At 65.5% G+C, this 19,323-nt stretch carries 14 protein-coding genes; 10 read left to right on the top strand and 4 right to left on the bottom strand.

The features are described 5' to 3' along the window. The first annotated feature begins 1 nt into the window (after position 1). The 3 genes from F0U60_RS18290 to F0U60_RS18280 all read left to right on the top strand — a co-directional run bounded on the left by F0U60_RS18290 (position 2) and on the right by F0U60_RS18280 (position 4,824). Complete coding sequence (locus F0U60_RS18290; protein WP_395821569.1) at positions 2–937, top strand: universal stress protein; 936 nt, start codon at positions 2–4, stop codon at positions 935–937. Positions 938–1,079: 142 nt separating this feature from the next. Further along, on the top strand, positions 1,080–3,593 hold the full coding sequence (locus F0U60_RS18285; RefSeq protein ID WP_395821567.1) for a PAS domain-containing protein: 2,514 nt from the start codon (positions 1,080–1,082) through the stop codon (positions 3,591–3,593). Positions 3,594–3,729: 136 nt separating this feature from the next. Next, positions 3,730–4,824 carry a glycoside hydrolase family 76 protein gene (locus F0U60_RS18280; RefSeq protein ID WP_395821565.1) on the top strand — a complete coding sequence of 365 codons (1,095 nt, stop codon included), beginning with the start codon at positions 3,730–3,732 and terminating at the stop codon, positions 4,822–4,824. A gap of 24 nt (positions 4,825–4,848) precedes the next feature. Here F0U60_RS18280 and F0U60_RS18275 read toward each other — a convergent pair whose 3' ends face one another. Continuing rightward, a complete protein-coding gene (locus F0U60_RS18275) occupies positions 4,849–5,241 on the bottom strand; it encodes an alpha/beta fold hydrolase (protein WP_395821562.1) in 393 nt (130 codons plus the stop codon). A gap of 298 nt (positions 5,242–5,539) precedes the next feature. On the opposite strand from F0U60_RS18275, the gene F0U60_RS18270 reads away from it, so the two are divergent. Beyond that, on the top strand, positions 5,540–6,505 hold the full coding sequence (locus F0U60_RS18270; RefSeq protein ID WP_395821558.1) for an SH3 domain-containing protein: 966 nt from the start codon (positions 5,540–5,542) through the stop codon (positions 6,503–6,505). A gap of 47 nt (positions 6,506–6,552) precedes the next feature. Then, positions 6,553–6,963, top strand: a complete 411-nt coding sequence (locus tag F0U60_RS18265; RefSeq protein ID WP_395821555.1) for a hypothetical protein — start codon at positions 6,553–6,555, stop codon at positions 6,961–6,963. Here the strand turns inward: F0U60_RS18265 and F0U60_RS18260 are convergent. Continuing rightward, a complete protein-coding gene (locus F0U60_RS18260) occupies positions 6,918–7,139 on the bottom strand; it encodes a hypothetical protein (protein ID WP_395821552.1) in 222 nt (73 codons plus the stop codon). The two genes, F0U60_RS18265 and F0U60_RS18260, sit on opposite strands and share 46 nt — an antisense overlap. After that, positions 7,136–7,750: a transglutaminase domain-containing protein gene (locus F0U60_RS18255; RefSeq protein WP_395821549.1), complete on the bottom strand. Its 615-nt coding sequence runs from the start codon at positions 7,748–7,750 to the stop codon at positions 7,136–7,138. The genes F0U60_RS18260 and F0U60_RS18255 overlap by 4 nt, the downstream gene beginning before the upstream one ends. 92 nt (positions 7,751–7,842) lie before the next feature. On the opposite strand from F0U60_RS18255, the gene F0U60_RS18250 reads away from it, so the two are divergent. The 3 genes from F0U60_RS18250 to F0U60_RS18240 all read left to right on the top strand — a co-directional run bounded on the left by F0U60_RS18250 (position 7,843) and on the right by F0U60_RS18240 (position 16,786). Further along, complete coding sequence (locus F0U60_RS18250; protein ID WP_395821546.1) at positions 7,843–11,844, top strand: hypothetical protein; 4,002 nt, start codon at positions 7,843–7,845, stop codon at positions 11,842–11,844. Positions 11,845–12,279: 435 nt separating this feature from the next. Then, positions 12,280–14,058: a toll/interleukin-1 receptor domain-containing protein gene (locus F0U60_RS18245; protein WP_395821543.1), complete on the top strand. Its 1,779-nt coding sequence runs from the start codon at positions 12,280–12,282 to the stop codon at positions 14,056–14,058. A 331-nt stretch (positions 14,059–14,389) separates the two neighbouring features. Next, complete coding sequence (locus F0U60_RS18240; protein ID WP_395821540.1) at positions 14,390–16,786, top strand: DUF3857 domain-containing transglutaminase family protein; 2,397 nt, start codon at positions 14,390–14,392, stop codon at positions 16,784–16,786. Positions 16,787–16,791: 5 nt separating this feature from the next. Here F0U60_RS18240 and F0U60_RS18235 read toward each other — a convergent pair whose 3' ends face one another. Further along, positions 16,792–16,989: a hypothetical protein gene (locus F0U60_RS18235; RefSeq protein WP_395821538.1), complete on the bottom strand. Its 198-nt coding sequence runs from the start codon at positions 16,987–16,989 to the stop codon at positions 16,792–16,794. A 72-nt stretch (positions 16,990–17,061) separates the two neighbouring features. On the opposite strand from F0U60_RS18235, the gene F0U60_RS18230 reads away from it, so the two are divergent. Next, entirely contained in the window at positions 17,062–17,838 is a 777-nt protein-coding gene (locus F0U60_RS18230; protein ID WP_395821535.1) for an AAC(3) family N-acetyltransferase, read from the top strand. 518 nt (positions 17,839–18,356) lie between these two features. Next, entirely contained in the window at positions 18,357–19,259 is a 903-nt protein-coding gene (locus F0U60_RS18225; RefSeq protein ID WP_395821532.1) for an SDR family oxidoreductase, read from the top strand. Positions 19,260–19,323 lie beyond the last annotated feature (64 nt).

Genomic DNA, 19,323 nt, shown 5'->3' with positions numbered 1-19,323 from the left:
CATGATGACGCACGAACCGCTTGCGCACTTGGGCCATGGGCCAGGAGGGACGATGGGCCTGCGCCGTGTCCTGGTCGCCACGGACTTCGCCCCCCACTCCGCCTGTGCGCTGGTGCGGGTGCACCAGTTGCCCCTCCAGGAGGGGGCGGAAATCCTTCTCGTTCACGCGCTGCCCGTCGAGGCGACCGAGAGCGGTCGACACGAAGAAGAAGCGCTCGCCCGACACGCCCTCGAGGAGGCCGTGCACCACACCCAGGAATGGCGCGCGCGAGCCTCCTGCGAAGTGCGAGGCCTGCTGGTGAGGGGCAGGCCGATGGAGGCCATCACCCAGGCGGCGCGCGACTTCGGTGCGGAGCTGGTAGTGATAGGGAGGCCTCGCATCCCGGGTTCGCTCCTGGCACGGCTGCGTGAGCGGATGGCCGGAGGCTTCGTCGAGAGCATCCCCACCTCGCTCCTCGTCGTCGGGCCGCCGCCGGTGTGCCCGTACCAGCGCCCCCTGATCGCCGTGGACCTCACAGCGGCGTCCCGACAGGCCGTGGAGGCAGCGCTCCGCCTGTGTCCCAACGCGAGCCGCGTGGCCGTACTGCACGACTACGATACGTCCTACGAGCTCGTCCTCCACCAGGCGGCGCCCTCACGCATCCCGGAGTACCAGCGAGAAGTCAGGGCACGGGCCTGTGCCGAGCTGCACCGGTTCCTGACTCCGTACCGTGAGGCCGGGGTGCACTTCGACGAGCTCGTCCGCTCCGGCGAAACCAGCACCTCCATTCTGGAGCTTGCCCAGGAGGAGCACGCGGACCTGGTCGTCGTCGGGAGACACGCTCGTTTGGGGCTGGGCCGGCTCGTGCGCCCACATGTCGCGCGGCAGGTCATCAAGGAGAGCACCTGCGACGTGCTCATCTTGGAACCGGAGGCCGCCCCGAGGGAGGCGCCATGAGCACCCGGGCGTCCCACCCCGCTGGCCGTGGGTGGGACGCGTCCTCGGCAGGGCGAGTATGCGCGCGGACCCACCCGCGCAGGGGCCGTGAAGATCGGCGTGGCAGTGGACTGTTCAATGTTGACGGCTCGCGCCCCTCGCCATGTTCGCCATGTCCCTACCGTCCTCTCCTGACTTCCAGCGCCTCTTCGAGCAGCTCCCGGGCGCCTACCTGGTCGCCCTCCCGGACGCAGGCTTCACCCTCGTTGCGGTGAGCGAAGCCTACCTGCGTGCCACCTTGACGACCCGAGAGGGCATGCTCGGCCGCCCCTTCTTCGAGGTATTCCCTGACAACCCGGCGGACCGGAACGCCACGGGCGTGCGCAACCTGCGCGCCTCGCTCGAGCGGGCCCTGGCCACTCGCGCGCCGGACACCATGGCCGTGCAGAAATACGACATCCGGCGCCCCGAGGCCGAAGGAGGCGGTTTCGAGGAGCGGTACTGGAGTCCCATCAACACCCCCATCCTCTCTCCCGAGGGCGAGGTGCTCTACCTCCTGCACCGGGTGGAGGACGTAACGGACTTCGTGCGCCTGTCCCACTGGGGCGAGGAAGAGCGGGAGCGAACGGCTGCCCTCCAGAGCCGCAACCTGGAGATGGAGGTGGAGATCCTCCACAGAGGCCAGGAGCTCCAGGCCGCCAACCAGGAGTTGCGCGAGGCGGTGCGCGAGCGAGACGCGTCCCTGGCCCTGACCGCCCAGGCTCGCGCGGAGGCCGAGCGCCAGCGGGAGTGGCTCCATTCGTTGTTCATGCAGGCGCCCACCGCCATCGCCATCTTCCGGGGGCCTCGCTACATCATCGAGCTGGCCAATCCCCTGGTGTGCCGCCTCTGGGGCCGCCACCCCGAGCAGGTGTTGGGCAAGCCCCTGTTCGAGGCCCTGCCCGAGGCCGCGGGCCAGGGATTCGAGGAGCTGCTGAACGGGGTGCTCGCCACCGGAGTGCCCTACGTCGGAACGGAGCTGCCCGCCAGGCTCGCGCGCCTGGAAGGCGGGGCCCTCGAGGAGGTGTACTTCAACTTCGTCTACGAGCCCATGCGCGATGCCCAGGGACAGGTGGAGGCCGTCATCGTCGTCGCCTCGGACGTGACGGAGTTGGTCCAGGCGCGCCGGCGCATGGAGATGCTCGCCGCCGAGAAGGTGCGCGTCGCCGAGGAGCGGCTACGCCTGGCGATGGAGGCCACGGAGCTGGGGATCTGGGACATGGACCCCACCACGGGCGCGCTGCTCTGGGACAACCACCTGCGCGTCATGTTCGGGCTGCCAGCGGACACACCTCTCGATTACCCCACCTTCCTCTCGCTCGTGCATCCCGAGGATCGCGAACACGTGGACCGGCTCGTGCAGGAGGCGCTGGCGCCTGGCGGCACGGGGACTTTTTCCGTCGAGTACCGCAGAGTCCCTCTCGCGGACGGAACGGAGCGGTGGGTGTACTCGCAGGGCCGGGCCCACTTCGATGCCTCGGGGCGGCCCATCCGCTTCCTGGGCACGGGGTTGGACATCACCGAGCGCAAGTGCGCCGCGGCGCAACTGGTGCGCAACACGGCCATCCTGGAGGCCATCATCCAGAGCATTCCGGACGCCCTGTACGTGGGCGATGCCACCGGCATCAGGATAGCCAACACCCCAGCACTGGAGATGCTGGGCTTCGAATCGCTGGAGGAGCTGAATCAGCACGTCGCCACCCTGGGGGAGCGGCTCCAGAACCGCTCCGCCGAGGACGGCCACCGGCTCACGCCGGAAGAGGAGCCCTTCATGCGGGCCTTCCGCGGACAGCCGACCACTCAAGAAGTCATTGCCCGCCATCTGCGGACGAACAAGGAAGTGGTGGTGCGCTGCGCCGCCGCCCCCGTCCGCATTGGGGACGACATCGTGGGGGCCGTCGCCGTCAACACCGATATCACCGAGCGCAAGCGCGCCGAAATGGAGCTGCGGCAGACGGCGGAATTCCGCGAGCGCTTTCTCGGCATCGTCTCCCATGACCTCCGCAACCCGCTCAACGCCATCCTTCTGTCCGTCAACGCGATGATGCGCTCGGATTGCGTGGTCCAGCACCACCTGAAGGCCATACGCCGTATCGCCACCAGCGCGGAGCGGATGGGGCGAATGATTGGCGACCTGCTCGACTTCACGCGTGGGCGGTTGGGCGGCGGCATTCCCATCAGCCCTCGCCCGGCCAATCTCCTCTCCATCTGCCGGCAGGTGGTGGAGGAGCTGGAGGTTGGAAATCCCCAGAGGGAGCTCCGACTGAGCTCAACAGGAAACTTCCAGGGCGAGTGGGACCCGGACCGGCTCGCTCAACTCCTGGGCAACCTCGGCAAGAACGCCCTGGACTACAGCCCCGATGGTGCCCCCGTGGACTTCGTGCTGCGTGACGAGGGGGACACCGTATCCGTGAAGATCCATAACGCGGGACCGCCCATCCCGGTGGACCTGCTCCCGCGCATCTTCGAGCCCTTCCGGCGGGCCACGGACGAAGGCCATCCAACAGCCGGTCTGGGCCTGGGTCTCTTCATCGTCCAGCAGATAGCCCGCTCCCACGGGGGCAACGTCGAGGTGTCCTCCACCCGTGCGGAAGGCACCACGTTCACCTTGCACCTTCCGCGCTCCGTCGTCCTCTGAGCGCCCTGAGTTGCTACGAATTTCCTGACACCGTTTGCCGGCGCACCTTCCATCTTCTTTTCCACTCCCTGTAAATATGGAATAATAGGTTAGTCCTTCCGGACCCGTAACACCGGATTTCGAAGGAGTAACCCACATGACACAGCGGCTCCTGAACTTCCTGGCCGTGACCCTTGTCCTGGCTTACGCGCCCGTCTCCGTCGCACTCACCCCCGCGGAGAAGAACCTGGCGTTCGACTCCTACAACAACGCCTTCTATGTGCATAACGGAGGGAACGGCTACTACGTGGTGGATACGAACCGCGGCGTGCCTGGCCGGATCCACTTCTGGAAGGTCTGCGAGCAGATAGAGGCGGCCGAGGACGCCTACGACCGAACCAGGAACCCGGTCTATCGCGACATGGTGTTCTCCCTGCTCAATGGGTTGAACAACATCGTCAGCGGAACCACGGACTTCGCGTCGTGGAACGAATACAACGATGACATCATGTGGGCAGTCATCGCCCTGACCCGCGGCTACGAGATCACCGGCCATCGGCCGTTCCTTGATCAAGCGCAGTGGCAGTTCAACAAGGTCTGGGATCGCGCCTGGGACAACCAGCTCGGGGGAGGCCTCTGGTGGCGCACGGATAAGCAGACCAAGAATGCTTGCGTGAACGGCCCGGCCACCATCGCCGCGATGTTGCTCGCTCGGAACACAGTCAATACCGGCTACCGGGCGCAAGCAGACCAGATCTACAACTGGCTCCGTTCGACCCTCTTCAATTCCTCGACCGGGCAAGTCGCCGACCACATCCAGGCCAATGGCACAAAGGTCTGGTGGGCCTTCACCTACAACCAGGGAACCTTCGCTGGCGCGTCAACCCTGCTCTACCAGGCGACCGGAAACACGAGCTATCGCGACGCGGGCGGCTTGGCGGTGAACTGGGGCCGTCGCAACCTGACGGGCCAGCACATCGCGGACATCCTCAACGACGAGTACGATGCCAACGGCGGCCACGGAGATACCGCTGGGTTCAAAGGCATCTTCGTTCGATGGGCCAGCAAGTGGGCGAGCGCGACCAACGACGCTTCCATCAAAAGCTGGCTGAGCTACAACGCGAACACCGCGTGGTCGTACCGGAACTCGTCTGGCGTGATGTGGGGCCAGTGGTGGCGACGCACTCCGGACAACTACGTCACGTCCTGGGAAGCGAGCCCCGGCCTCGCGGTGACGCAGAACCCGTTCTGAGGCGCTGCATACACCGAGCCAGGCTCAGGTGAGCTGGCGCGCCAGGAAGTCGCGCACGATCGGCACGGCTTCCTCAAAATGCGTCTCCAGAAGCCAGTGCCCAGCGCCTTCGAGCAGATGCAGCTCAGCATCAGGAACATCACGCAAATAAGCTCGAGCCGCTGGCGCTGGCATGTAGCCGTCTTCGGGCCCCCAGAGGATCAACGTGGCGGGGTGATTCTCTCGAAGGTAGCGTTGGTAGTTGGGGAACCACGCCAGGTTCTCCTTCAGCTTCTCCATCAGCCCCACGGCGACCGCCCGCCGCACCGGTGTATTCATAAGCGGCCAGTGCAGCTTCCACAGATCGGGTGGAATTCGTTCTGCGCGCTGTGACGAAATCTCTCCGACGAACTCGTCCCGGAAGCCCTCCTCGCTCACGGCGGCTTCCAGTGGCTGGCGCGTTTGCACGCTCGGAGCGTTCCAGAACGCCTGGATGGTTTCGTATTTCGGACCCAGCGCATCTTCGTAGATGTCGCCATTCTGGATGATGACAGCCCTGACTCACCCCCACCGTCGACCCTTGCCGAGTGGATGAAGCCCGTGTCCCCAGGAGCACCCCACATGGGTGGGCAGCATGCAAGGGCTGGCGCATCCCAAGTGCTACGTGACGAACGGAGTGTACGGATGCTACACCCTCGCGCCCTTATTCCAGCATCCTCACACCGAGGAGTCTCTCATGTCTCAGCGATGTCTCCTGCTCGCCATGCTCGTGTTGCTGTGCCAGCTCACCCCAGCCTTCGCGGCCGAGCCACCGAAGACGGAGAAACAGCGCATCACCGCGGCGTCGGGCGTCAAGATGCGGGCCACGCCCCGCCCTGACGGACAGGAGGTGACCCGGCTCTTCATCGGTACGGAGCTGCGCGAGCTCGAGCGCTCCGAGCGCCAAGAGACAGTGGGGAGCAAGAAGGACTACTGGTACCGGGTCGCCACGCCCGAGGGACAGGAAGGCTGGGTGTTCGGCGCCTTCGTCCTGCCCTTCGAGCCGGAGCGCCGTGTGCAGACCGTCCTCGAGATTGCTGGGCAGCGCCTGGCGGACCAGAAGGCGCCCTTCGTGGACCGGGCGGACCTGGCCAACTTCCTGAAGGGCGCGGCGGAGAAGGCGCCCGACAAGGCGAGCGCCGCGCGGTTGGAGCTGGCGCGCTGGCGCGCGGTGCGTTGGGCCCTGGGCGCCCTCGCGACGGAGGAGGTGCCGAAGAAGGCCTACGAGCCCTGGGTGAAGCGCCAGGGAGAGGGGCTGGTGTACAACGAGCTGGGGGCGGAGTGGCTCGTGGACAGCAAGGGCCTGTGGAAGCTCGAGGAGAAGTACCGGGGCCTGCCCGAGGCCGAGGCGTTCGCCTGGGAGGCGGCGACGACGCCCCTCCTCGGCGAGTGCGAGGGCTATACGCCGTGCTACTTGGCCGCAGCCAACGCCACGGAGGGTGAGTACTTGCGGCGCTACCCCAGCGGCCCCCAGGCGGGAAAGGCCCTGGCGATGCTGGAGGAGACACTGGGGACGGACGGATTTGAGCTCGACCAGGACGGACGCGCCGAGCTGCGCAAGGAGCTAGACAAACTGGAGGCGACGCTCGGCAAGGTGGAGCCCGCGAAGAAGAAGAAGGTCATGGAGAAGCTCCAGGCCCTGCGAAAGGCCGCGGGCCGCTGACCTTCCCCCGCTATAAACACCTCGTGCGCTGAAAGGAACGGAAGCCGATGAACGACGAAGAGTTGATGGCGAAGACGCTGCACGTGGCCAAAGAAGCGGGCATGCTCCTGCTGCACAAGCACGGCACCGTGCTCCCGTTCGGGCTGACCCTCGACCCGGCGGGCGACAATCCAAGAACCTATTTTCCCCGGGACCAACTGCCACGCGCCTCCTGGGACGAACTGCTCGATGCCACCATCGCGCACCTCGAGCGCAGCATCGACTCGGGCGGCATCGGGGCCATCGCGCTCGTCACCACGCTCGAATCCGGAAGCGAGTCCGGCCTGGGCGTCCAGGTTGAAACACGCGACTCCTCGCTGTTCCTGGTGTACCCCTACAAAGGAACCGGGCAGAGCAAGAGTCTTGGGGAACCTCAAACGGCGGAGGGATTGCTTGTAGGACCGCTCCTGTCGTCATAGCGTGTGCTCAGGCTTGTGGGCGTGATGTTCCTGCATTGCGTCTCCTTCAGCCGGAAGGCCGCGAGCACCGCGCAGCCCAGCATCAGGAAGAGCGCGGACTGGTCAATGGCAACTCCGAGGGCAGCCAACTCCTTATCATGCACCAGCTCGAGCTCTCCCTGGAGGATGAGAGTCATTGAAAGCCAGAGGGCCTTCTCATCCTAACCAGGCTTCGCGAGACTTCGGCAGCGGTGATGCACGCCTCACGCACACGCCAGATGCGCTCGGCGTCCAGCCTCCGTCGGGCCGCCCAGTCCCGGATGAATGCTCGGAGCATCTCCTCTTGGGGGGCGCCGATCTCCTCCGGTTCGATCTGCCCCTCGATGAAGAAAACGGCCACGGCGGCAATGGACTCGGCGGCGGGCACGTTGCGCGAGAGATCCACGCGGCGCTGGTGCACGACCAGGTAACCGTGCGCCTCGGGGATGCCCGACAGGCCCTCGTGCTCCAGAACGGCGCCCACACCCGGCGTGTTGCGCTCGTGCATCTCGTAGATGCCGAGCGTCAACTTGACGGGCTGTCCGTGCGCGCGAGCCAGGGCGGCCAGGAGGGCGTGCCTGGTCCAACAGGTGCCTCGCCCTTCGGATAGGACAAGGCGGAAGTCCGCCGGGTCCGAGTTGCGCCCGTAGGGCAGCTCCCAGACATACCGTGCCGCGTCCACGAACCCTCGCAACCCGAGCGCGAGGAAGCCCTGGGACAGAGGCTCGTGCTCCGAGAGGGGGAAGTCGGGGAGCGTATGCAGGGGCATGTCAGACGTCCGCATGGATCCCAGGATAGCTCGTGCCTCACAACCGTGACGAGCCGACTCACTCCTCCTTGGGCGCGGAAAAGGGGGACGTGATGCGGTGGTGGGAAGCCCTTGCCATGTTGCTCGCGGTGGCACTGCTCCTCGTCGAGGGCTTTCGGAACCTAGGCCTGGGAAGACGCAAGAAGAGCGAAGGGGATGACCCGAAGGACGCGCGGCCCGAAGGCCAGCAGCTCCTGCTGGGATGGCTCGGCCTCTTGATCGTGTTCCTGGTCTGCATCGCGGGGCTTCTCTCCTCTGCAGGCAGGCTGGTATTCAGCCCCGAGCTGGGCTTCATCATGGCCCAGGGAGGACGCTTCACCGCCTGGCTCCTGCGGGTATTGCTCCTGACCAGCTCGATGGCGGCCGGGCTGGCCTGGTGCGTGGGCCGCTCCAAGCGCGATGCCCATGACAGGAAATACCCATGGTGGTTGTGGTTGACCCTCGTCATCGGACTGGGGTTGGGAAGCTGGGCGGCGTTTCAGGTCCAGATCCTGGGCCAGGATGACATGGGGCCCGTCCACATCTACGCCTATGACCTGTGGTGGCCTCCCCTGCTGCTCTGGTACGGCGTCTGCCTGGCGGGATGCCTCCTGGGCCTCCTGGGAATTCTAGAGCCCATTTCCCAGACATGCCGAAGGGAAATCCCCTGGTGGGTGGCGACAGTCCTCCTCTTCGCCCTCACGCTCTTGATGGCTCGCTATTGGCTCCCTCCAGTCATCCGGCAGGGCGAGGGCTCTTACCCGGCCTGGCCCCTCTGGCTCTTCCGAATCGGGCTGCTGCTCTCCGTGCCCACCAGTATCGGCCTCACGGCCAGATTGCTCCTGGAGTCATCCAGAATGCCCCCCCAAGGAGAGCTATCCCATGAGCACGTTGGCAGGCACAAGCTTGCCATCGCCGCCCGGGTCGTGCCTGGGCTCTTGGCGGCGCTCGGCGTTGTACTCGTGGTGGTATTCAGCTTCGACAGCCAATGGGAGACGCCCCTCCTCGACAGCAGGTTGCTCGTACTCTGGGCTGTCTTCTGGCTCTCCCTGCTGAGCGTCCTCCTGTGGCTCGCCCTGCTGAGTGCCCTCCTGGCATTCGCGCGCTCCTTCTTGGCCCTCGACCTCTTCGCCCTCAACCTCCATCAGGGCGGCACGACCAGAAGCGACATCCCCGGCTTCTTGCGTCTCAAGTGGCGCGTCGCGTTCATCATCCTGTTCTCCCTCAATGTCCTGTCGCTGACCCCCGCAGCACCGCTACTGCCATTGCCCTCGTTCTCGCTGGGTTTGCAAATGGCCGCCCTGTTCTTCGCATGGAGCGTGCTCCTGGAACCGGACCCGAAGAAGGGGCTGAGGGAGGGGTGCATGGAGACCATGGAGACCCTCGGAGGGCGCCTCGGACAGACCCTCAAATCGATGAAAGACAAGATGGCTCCGGCTCCGCAGAAGCAATCCCTCCCGGAGAGCAAGGACACCCTCTGGTCTCGTGTGACCAGCGCTGCGAAAACCCTGGTTGTCATCGGGGCCATCATCCTCGTGTTCTGTGCCGTCATTGACGTGCCGAATGCCCGCAGGACGATCATCCAGCCCTTCAAGGTGACCCACCTGGAGCTCGCAGCCCCCTCCGGCCATGACGCGTCCAAGACCCAGGCGCTCGGCACAGCGCTCTCAGACAGGCTCTTGAACGCCCTGAATGCCCAGCTGCTGCTCAGCCAACCGTCTGTCGTGCTCCAACCTCGAGTCCTGCACCCCCAGAAAGCGAACGTCCCCAAGCAACTCCCCAACACCACCATGTCCGAGCGAAGACAGCGCGAGGCGTCCACGCTCACCCCTCTCAAACAGCGCGAGACGTCCACGCTCCCCCCGCTCACCACCAGCGCCACGGGGAATCCGGATGAATTCTCCGAGGAGCTCAAGCTGGAGCTCGGCCTCATCAAAGTTCCCGTTAACTTGATCACCGCCCAGCTGCGACCGCCCCTGCGCAAGCTCCTGGGAGGGCGCTTGCTCCAGGGCAGCCTCCAGGAGGAACGAGCCGGATATACCCTGCTGGTCAAATCGAGCACGGGGTGGGGCACGGGGCAGAGCTGGAATATCTTCCTCGAAAGGGAGCGCGCGCCCACGCTCGAGCAGGCCCTCCCGATACTCGCGGATCGAATGGCCTTGAAGATCCTCTCGGAGGACCCCGCCTGGGCGGGCATGGGCCTCACGGGCTCCTGGGAAGCCTTCGAGAGTTACCGGTTGGGAATGGCGTCCTGGGCACGTTTCCATGAGGCCCAGGACTACAGCGCGTTGACCCAGGCCATCCAGAACTTCTGGGCAGCGGTCCACGCGGACCCCCGCTTCGCCCTGGCCGCCTACCACCTGGGCTTGGCGCTGCAACTGAACGGGGATGTTGACGACGCCGCACAAGCCTTCCGGGACAGCGTGGAGGCCAACCCGCAGTTCATTCCAGGTCACGTCGCCCAGTTCCTCGCCTCCTCGTTAGGCCAGCCCCCCTACTCCCACCCCGTCGCCACACCTCCGCCCAAAGCTCCAACGGCCGATGCGAAACAACCGGGGGCCACCTCCTCGCTTCCCCTCTACGTCGAACGGCTCCCCCCTCTGGAGCGTGCCCAGTTCTACCATGGGCTCTGCATCCAAACCCTATCATCCTGGGAGAAGCATCGGATGGACATGCCTCCCCAGGAGGAGCTGCTGGCGCAAGCCTTCTTCTATTGCACCCAGGCCGAACGTGAGTACGCGCAAGTCCCAGCCACCCTGCGTGCCGAGCCCGATACCCAGACGAGCCAGGCCTCTGTGCTGAACCAGCTCGGAACCATCCTCGTCCTCCACCTGATACGCTCCGAGCCCTTCAAGCATCCCGAGCAAGTCGAGCCGCCCAAGCCGTTCGAGAAGAAGAGCTGGTTCTGCGCCTCGGAAGACACCTATGGAGAGCCCATCGAGCCAACTGGGAGGCCTGCTCGCCTCACCAGGTGGAGTCTCCGTCTCCAAATGGCCTCGAGGTATTACAAACGAGCGGCAGCGCTCACAACGCATCCGACGATCCGCTGTGACGCGGCCATGCTGTCCTTCCAGATGGGCAAGGAGAAGTGGATGGCCAGCCTCGAACAAGATGTCGCCGCGCACGTCAACTTCGCGGAGTTGCATCGCGCCGATGCCGAGGACCTCTACTGGAAACGGCGGCAGGTGACCCAGACACTGGGGGCTCTCTTCAGATTGAATTGCCTCCTCCAGAAGCCGGAGACGGACGTACTCGAGTGTAGGCCCCCTGACCCAGACGCCTTCCTCGAGGTCTCCCGGAAGCGAATCGCTCAGGCCCTCCAGGAGTCCCGGAGACAAACCAGCGGAGTGGATGACCCCTTCCGGCTGCCGGAGTCGAATCAGCTCAAGCGCAGGAAGCCCACCGAGCAGAGTGCCTTCCTCGAAGCCTCGCGGCAACAAGTGGTCCAATACATTGAGGACACCCGAAAACAGCTCGACTCCGACCATGCGAGGGCGCTTGAAAAGTATCGAGCCGCTGTCAAGCTCAACCCCACCAACCTGGATGCCCTGGCCGGCTTCGCCCGTACCTTCTGGCAATGGAATTATCTCTCGAGCATTGTCGGCTCGACAGGTCCGGACCCGGAATGGAACATCACGGCGAGCGAGGTACGGCAGGTGCTCGAGGAAGAGAAGCTCCAGGGAGCCCCCACCGGAAATGGCAACGGGCTGGCCAAGGAAACCGGCAACGGGCTTTCCAGGAAGCGTGCGACCCAGGTGCGTACCGCCCTGGGCGAACTCCATCTCGCCATGAACGAGCCAGGGAAGGCCAGCCTCGAGCTCGAGCAAGCGGCCCTACTCGTGGACGACAGACCCTGCTTCAAGGCCATCTATTGGGATTGGGAGATAGCCCTCCAGGCCGAACAGCAAGCCCAACAGACACCGGAGGCCACGCACGGTTCGCAAAGGAAGCCGCTCCAACGGGCATTGACAGCGTGCCCGGAGCTCCAGGAAGGCTCCTGGAAGAAAGCGAGCGAATGCCGCACAGGGACTCAAGTCGCGCAGCGTCGTCCCACACCGGACGCTCAGGCTCCCTAGGCCGCTGTTGGCGCCTATCGGCTGTTCAGCTTGCGCACGAGCGCTTCGCCATCCCCCGGCGAAAGCTCGAGTAGCTCGAGTGCGTGACTATACTGGCTCCCGCCCACGTGGGTCTGGCCTGTGATCAGGAAGTAGCGAGAGTCATTTCCACTGAAGGCCAGGCGGGTATTGATTGCGACCCCCCCAGCCAGAAAGGATGCCCATTCCAATCGAATGGCGCGTCCACCGGAGGGAACGCTAAAACTGGAATGCTCGGTCCCCCACCCTGCTGTACATCCGGTCGAAGCTCGGTGACAGCGTGACCGGCGCATCTTCCGCCAGATCCAGGGTGCGCCACAAGGGGCAGGGTCCTGATGACCTGGAACAAACGCTCGACGGAGTGGCCGACGACGTGCGGAAACACCACTTCCTCAATCTGGCGTAGCCTCTCCTCCCATGCCTCTCGCGTCCAGTGAGCCCGCGCTGCTCAATGCCTCTGAGATCGCCCGTCTGCTCGCCATTGCCCGGGAAGGGGAATACGACCTTCGCATCCGGGCGCTCAGACTTATCGTGCGCCTTCCTATCGCGCAGGACGCCTGGCGCGAGCTGTCCCTCCTGCTGATGGACCGCGTCTCCCGACTCGCACTCGCGGAGCGTTCCTACCTCCTGCCTTCCATCGAGTTCCAGGAAGCCCTCAAGGTGCTGACCATTGCGCCCCTTCCCGAGACAAAGCAGTTCCTTCGGGAGTTGAAGGAGCAGGGCTCCGATCCCCAGCGAGAGGTGGTACGCAACGCGGAGGAAGTGACTCACCACGCGGAATCGACGCGGCTGGCCTCGCCGTCCGAGCAGCCGCGGCCCGTGGTCAACGAGGAACACCGCGCTCGCGCCGATGCGCTCGCCGAGCCGTGGCTGAATCCAGACTTTGTGCCACCCTTCCCGGACGCGGCCACATTCGGCTTGCTCCGAGCCGTCTCCCCTCCAGTAGCCCGCCGGCTCGCCAGCTCCCTGTTCGTCGCGTTGAGCCCTGGTGGCACCTCCCGGGGAGGTTGGGAGAGCAACGCACTCGTCGTGTGGATCTCGGAGCTCCAGTCCGAGTTCTCTCCGGATGTTGCGCAGCTGTTCGAAGCCTACTGCTCTCAGCAAAATCCCGACATCCGTCAGCAGCTTGTCTGGGCCATCTCGCGCGCTCCTCTCCGCGACATCCTGCTCCGACCCGGAGGGCAGGAAGGCGGGGTGCTGATCCCCTTCCTGGAGCAGGTCCTTTCTCTCACAGCCAAGGCCTCACCGCCCCTTGCGTCCCTGCCCACGCTGAACCCGCCAGGTGTGTTCCGTCTCTTTCATTCGCAGCGCGTGGGAGGTACCGACGCGGGGGATGCAGCGGTCAGGGTCGTGATTCCAGAGGCCGACGCCGCGCGGCCGATGCTGGTGGGTCTGGCAGGGCCATCACGCGTTGCTCGGGGGAGCAAGTTCACGGTGCGCTTCGTGGCCTTGGTGGAGGGACTGAAGGCAGAGCTTCGGAAGATCCTGGCGGGGAGCAGCCCGCGCGCACGCCCCCCGCTGAATCCCCAGGCAGGTGCGTGGCAACCCGGAACAACCGTGCAGCTTCACCTCTCGGGACCGTACCTCAAGGTCAGCCCCGCGCGACCCTGGAAGGACGCGTTCATCTGGAATGGGTCCTACGAAATCCTCGACTTCGAGGTCGAGGTCGACAAGACCGCCCCCATGGAGGCAATCACGGACCTCCAGTGTGACGTCTCCGTGATGGGGGTACGTGTCGCGGTGGTTCGCATGGGCATCCTGCTCTCTGGCGAAGCGGCGCCCTCACCGCGGCCCTGGGCCCTCTTCTCCGCGCCGTTCAGCAAGTCCTTTGCCTCCTATGCCCCAGAGAACAAGAACGACGTCTCATTGATTGCCTCCAGGCTCAAGGACCAGACGGGGATGGAGCTGTTCATGGACTGCGTGGACCTGCACGCGGGCTCGCGATGGAGGGACCAGCGCCTCGCGGCCATTCGGGCCTGCCCGCAGTTCGTACTCTTCTGGTCCTCCCATGCGTGCCAATCACCGTGGGTGACTTGGGAGTGGCGCACCGCGCTCGAGGTGAAACGGGATGTCATCCTCGGCGCACAGCTCTTGGAGCCCGTGCACTTCGCGCCCCTTCCTGATGAGCTTGTGCACCTGCGCTTCGATGACTCGCTCCTGCACCGCGATGACTTCCTCTTGAAGCTTCGCCATTGAAGCAGGCGGGGCGCGTAGGCGCTGTTGAGGGTGTGCATTCCAGCCCCTCCCCCTCAACAGCGCCCTTAGCTGATGCGTCGTTATGTATGCGGGAAGCCCATGGTCTTCGCTTACAGTGAACACACTCCTGGGTTGAATAGGAATCACATCAAGAAAGGCATTTTGCGAAAGCCGCTGAGCTCCTTTGAGACCCGGGGACTCCCCACCCAACCCCGACCGAGGGCCGGCCCCTCCAACGGCTCGGTGGAGGAGTCCCCTACACTCACAGTGCGTGTCCATGCCGTCTGAGGGCTTGCGCGGCCACCGGGGCTGTCGTCATTCTCACGCCTTCATGTCCGCCGCTCCCACCACCCTGCTCCGACTCACGAGGCTCTGCGCGTCCCTCGCGCTGCTGGGCCTCGCCCTCGGTCCGGCTGCACCTGCCAGTGCGTCGCCCAAGTCCCCCGAAGCCTCCCCGTCCTCCTTCGATGTCCGTCCGCCCGCCCGCTGGGTGCGGACGATCTCCATCGAGGCGCGGGACGAGCGCCCCACGGAGGGGGCTCAGGGCGGAGTGCGCTACCCGCTCGTGGATCTCCAGACGCGCGTGAGCACCCGGACGCAGGAGCGCTACAGCCATTACACGCGGCAGGTCCTCAACGAGGGTGGAATCAGCGAGGCCGCGGAGATCTCCGTGAGCTTCGATCCCTCCTTCGAGCGGCTGACCTTCCATGGGGTGTGGCTGCACCGCGGGGGTGAGCGCCTCGACGTGTTCGAGCCCGCGGCGGTCAAGGTCATCCAGCAGGAGCACGAGCTGGAGCAGCGGCTCTACAATGGCACGCTCTCCGCCCTCCTCTTCGTGCGGGACGTGCGCGTGGGCGACACGCTCGAGTACGCCTTTACGGTCGAGGGACGCAATCCCGTGTTCGGGGACCACTTCATCGGCGGGTTCTACACGCGCCGCGGCGTGCCGGTGGGGCACATGTACCAGCGGCTGCTGTGGCCCAAGGGGCGCACGCTGTATGTGAAGAATCACGGCACGGACCTCCAGCCCACCGTGAAGGACTCGGGAGAGGAGCGCGAGTACGTCTGGGAGCAGCGCGACGTGCCGGCGATCGACTTCGATGACGCCCTGCCGTCCTGGTACGACCCCTGGCCGTCCATCCAGCTCAGCGAGTACGCGAGCTGGCGGGACGTGGCGCGCTGGGCGGTTCCCCTCTACCAGACGCCCTCGCCCCTGCCGCCGGCGCTGGCGAAGGAAGTGGACCGGCTGCGCTCCGAGCACGCCACCCCGTCCGCGCGCCTGCTGGCCGCGCTGCGCTTCGTCCAGGACCACGTGCGCTACCTGGGCCTCGAGTTGGGGCCCAACTCGCACCGCCCCCATGCGCCCGAGGAGGTGCTCGCGCAGCGCTTTGGCGACTGCAAGGACAAGTCCCTGCTGCTCGTCACGCTGCTGCGAGGCCTGGGCATCGAGGCGCACCCCGCCCTGGTGAACACGGAGCTACAGCGCACGTTGGACACGCGGCTGCCCTCGCCTGGTGCGTTCGATCACGTCATCGTCCAGGTGCGGCTGGACGGCGAGGAATACTGGATGGACCCCACCGCCACGCTGGAGCGGGGCCCCCTCTCCGAGCAGCGCGCCCAGCCCTATGGCCGGGCCCTGATCATCGACGAGTCCACGGAAGCGTTGACATCCATTCCCGCCCCCGAGGCGCCTGAGCCCACGATGGAGCAGGAGGAGCACTACGTCGAAGGCTCGGGCGAGAGCGGAATGGGGACGGCCCTCACCGTGCGGACGACCTGGAGGGGACAGCAGGCCAACAGCATGCGCCGCATGCTCGCCACCACAGGCCTGAAGGACCTCGAGCGCGAGTCGCTCAACTACTACGCCCGTGAGGATCCGGAGATTCGCACCACGGCGCCACTGCAGGTGATGGATGACCCGGAGCACAACGTGCTGACCCTGGTGGAGAGCTACGCCATCAACGACTTCTGGAAGGGGGGAACGCGGAACTTCTCCGGCTCGAGCCTGGCGACGTACCTGAAACGGCCGCGCATTGCCCGGCGCACCATGCCACTGGCCGTCACGCATCCCGTCCACGTGTTCCACCGGGTGCGCTTCGAGATGAACAGGTCGATCTCCCTCCATGACGCCACCCAGGGAGAGGTGGACGGCCCCGCGGGCCACTTCGAGTACGAGTACCAACTCCAGGAAGGGGGCCGGCTGTTGCTGCTGGACTACCGCTACCGGAGCCTGGCGGACGCGGTGGAGCCAGCCCAGCTCACCGAGCACCTCAACACGCTCGACAAGATAGACGCGGACCTCGGCTTCTATGTAACGCGCGCGGGCGGTGACCGGGACATGGGAGCGATGGCGGCGTTTCTCTGGCCCTGGCTCGTGGGTGGACTGGGCGTGGGCGCGCTCTTCATCTTCCTGGGCAGCAACCCCCGCGGCAAGCTGGCGGAGCTGCAAGCGTGGAGGCGCAAACGGGCGTTCTCGCGCAAGTTCGCGTCGGGGGCTGGGGAGAGTCCCTCGCAGGCCATCGTGCTCGCCTCCGAGGCGGAGGTGCCCTCAGAGGCCGCACGGCTGCGCTGTGAGTGCGGTGCCAGTGGCGCGGCCGAGCCCCACCCGCCTCGCACCGAGGAGCTCATCCTGGGCGAGCAGCCCCTCGTGGTGGCGAAGTGGACGTGCGTCCGGTGTGGCCGGGCACGCCATGCCTACTTCGCGAAAGCAGGCTCGCGCGCGGCCTGACTGCATCACGTCGGCGCGGAAACCCGCACGACAAAGGGAATCGGCTTCACCCATTTGAGCGGCTCGATGGAAGGGTGCAGCACCGTCCCGTTAGCGACGCGAGCTGGAATGTTGAGCCAGAATGACACCAGCTCGTGCTCACAACCTGTGCCAGCGCACAGCTCGCAGCCGGCACCAAGAGTGCGCAAGCCGATGGAATGCATTGCGGACCTCTTCTTCGGTTCAGTCAATAGAGTTCCAACGCAGTGGCCCCGAACCCGCGAATGGAGCAAGCGATGACGGAAATGAACATTGATCAGGTAGTCGCTCAGCTTCGGACACTGGGCGTACGCCCCGGCGGTGTGCTGCTCGTCCACACGTCGTTCAGGGCGGTGCGGCCCATCGAAGGCGGCCCGCTGGGGCTGATTGAGGCACTGAGGTCCGCGCTCGGGGAGCAGGGCACACTGGTCATGCCGACGATGACCGACGGCGAGACGGTCTTCGACCCCGCGTCGACACCGACGTGCGACATGGGCATCACCGCCGAGCTGTTCTGGAGACAGCCGGGTGTACGGCGCAGCACGCATCCGGGTGGCTCATTCGCGGCGGTGGGTCCGATGGCCGAGCGCATCTGCGCACCCCAGCCCCTGTCGCCCCCGCACGGCCCGGACAGCCCGGTGGGCCGCGTACACGACCTCGGCGGACAGGTGTTGCTCCTCGGCGTGGGTCACAGCGAGAACACGACGTTGCACCTGGCGGAGGCCATCGCGGGCGTCCCCTACTCCGTCGAACATCCCTGCGTCGTCGAGGTGGACGGTGCCGTACGAACCGTGATGATCCCCGAGACCGACCATTGCTGCCGCGGCTTCAACCTGCTCGACGCGCCGCTGCGCGCGCGCGCGTTGCAGCGCGAGGGCCTCGTGGGCCACGCCCAGGCGCGGCTGTGCGATTCGCGGGAGATCGTCGCCACGGCGGTCGAGTTGCTCGCGTCAGCGCCGCTCGTGTTCCTGTGTGCGCCGGAGAAGCACTGCGAGGAGTGTGACACAGCGCGCGCCAGCGTCGGCTCGCGCTAACCCCAGGCGCACAGGCTACTTCCTTGATTGTGTAATCAAGACGCCTGTGCCTTCTTGATGACGAGCAGCGCCGCATGAGCCGCTGAACCCATCAGTGAGTCCCTGAGTTCCAACAGGGGCGGGAATGATACACGGCGCACTGACATGAACATGAGAAGGTGTATGAGAGGATGAGAGGGAGGAGGTCAAAGGACCTCAGTTTTACTCTCTCTCGCTTTCCAGGAAAGCAATCCCGGTCGCGAGCAGCGGAGCAGTACCCCAGACACGCCGCACCGCGCAAAAAGACATACATCAGCCCATCTGTTTATATTCATTGACGAGCCGCAGCAATTGCGAGAAATTCATACTCGTCGTGGCAGGCGGTTCTGTCGGAGCTCATCACGTCGGGCGAGCGTCCGCACGAACAGGCCAGTGCAGAGATTCCTTCTCCACTTCCTGTTTTCCCCCTCGTACCAAAAGCGTGTCATTCACTGCCGCGCCTGCCACAGGAGAAACAAACACCGATGTCTCAAACACCGATGTCTAGAAAAATCCTTGTCACGGGGGCGAGCGGCCTGCTGGGGAGCCATGTGTTGGCGGTGCTCAGCGCAAAGAATGATGTGGTCGGCTGGACCCACAGCTCGGACCGTGCCCCTCTGCATCGGCTCGATGCGACCAATGCCCGGCAGGTCGATCAGTTCTTCCGTACCCACAAGCCAGAGATCTGCGTGCACTGCATCGCGAGCCCCGACGTGCTGGCGTGCGAACGAGACCCGGACATGGCGGACCGGTTGAATGCGCAGACCACGGAACATGTCGCGAGGGCCTGCACAGAGTCTGGAGCGAAGCTCGTCTACATCTCCACGGAGTACGTGTTCGACGGCACCGCGGTGGATGGGTACACCGAAGACAGCCAGCCCCGGCCGCTGCAAACCTATGGAAGAACCAAGCTGCGTGGGGAGGAGCACGCCGCCCAGGTGCCCCACCACCTGACGGTCCGCCTTCCCGTCCTCTATGGAGGGCCGGTCCAGGACCGCAAGCCGACATGGATCGAGTCACTGCTCCGCTCGCTGGAGCAAGGCGTGCCCGTGGAGCTCGACGACCACTTCGAGCGACAGCCGACCTGGTCATACGACGTAGCCACGGTGCTGGCCCGCGCCATCGATCAGGACCTCGAGGGCATTCTCCACGTGGCCACCCAGGAAGGCCTCACGAAATTCGCCTGGGGGGTGAAGCTGGCGGAGGCGGCGGGCTTGCCGTCCTCGCTGGTGCGTCCCTCCACCGCACCGCCCGAGAGCTCGGGACCGCGGAAGCCCGCTCGCCCCTGGTTGCATACACACCGCTTGCAGCAGCTGGGAATCCCCCCACCCCCCGGCGTCTCGGAACGTGTCGCCGCTTATCTCCGATCGCTCGGGAGAGAAAGGAAGGTGCAGACATCCTGAACATTTCGGACACGAACTAACGCTGGTCCCCCGGGGCCACCCGTGCCCCACTGTTTTGCATTGG

It is taken from the genome of Archangium minus (genome assembly GCF_044360475.1).
Lineage (GTDB): Bacteria > Myxococcota > Myxococcia > Myxococcales > Myxococcaceae > Archangium > Archangium minus.
This window is presented reverse-complemented; position numbering and strand designations above follow the sequence as displayed.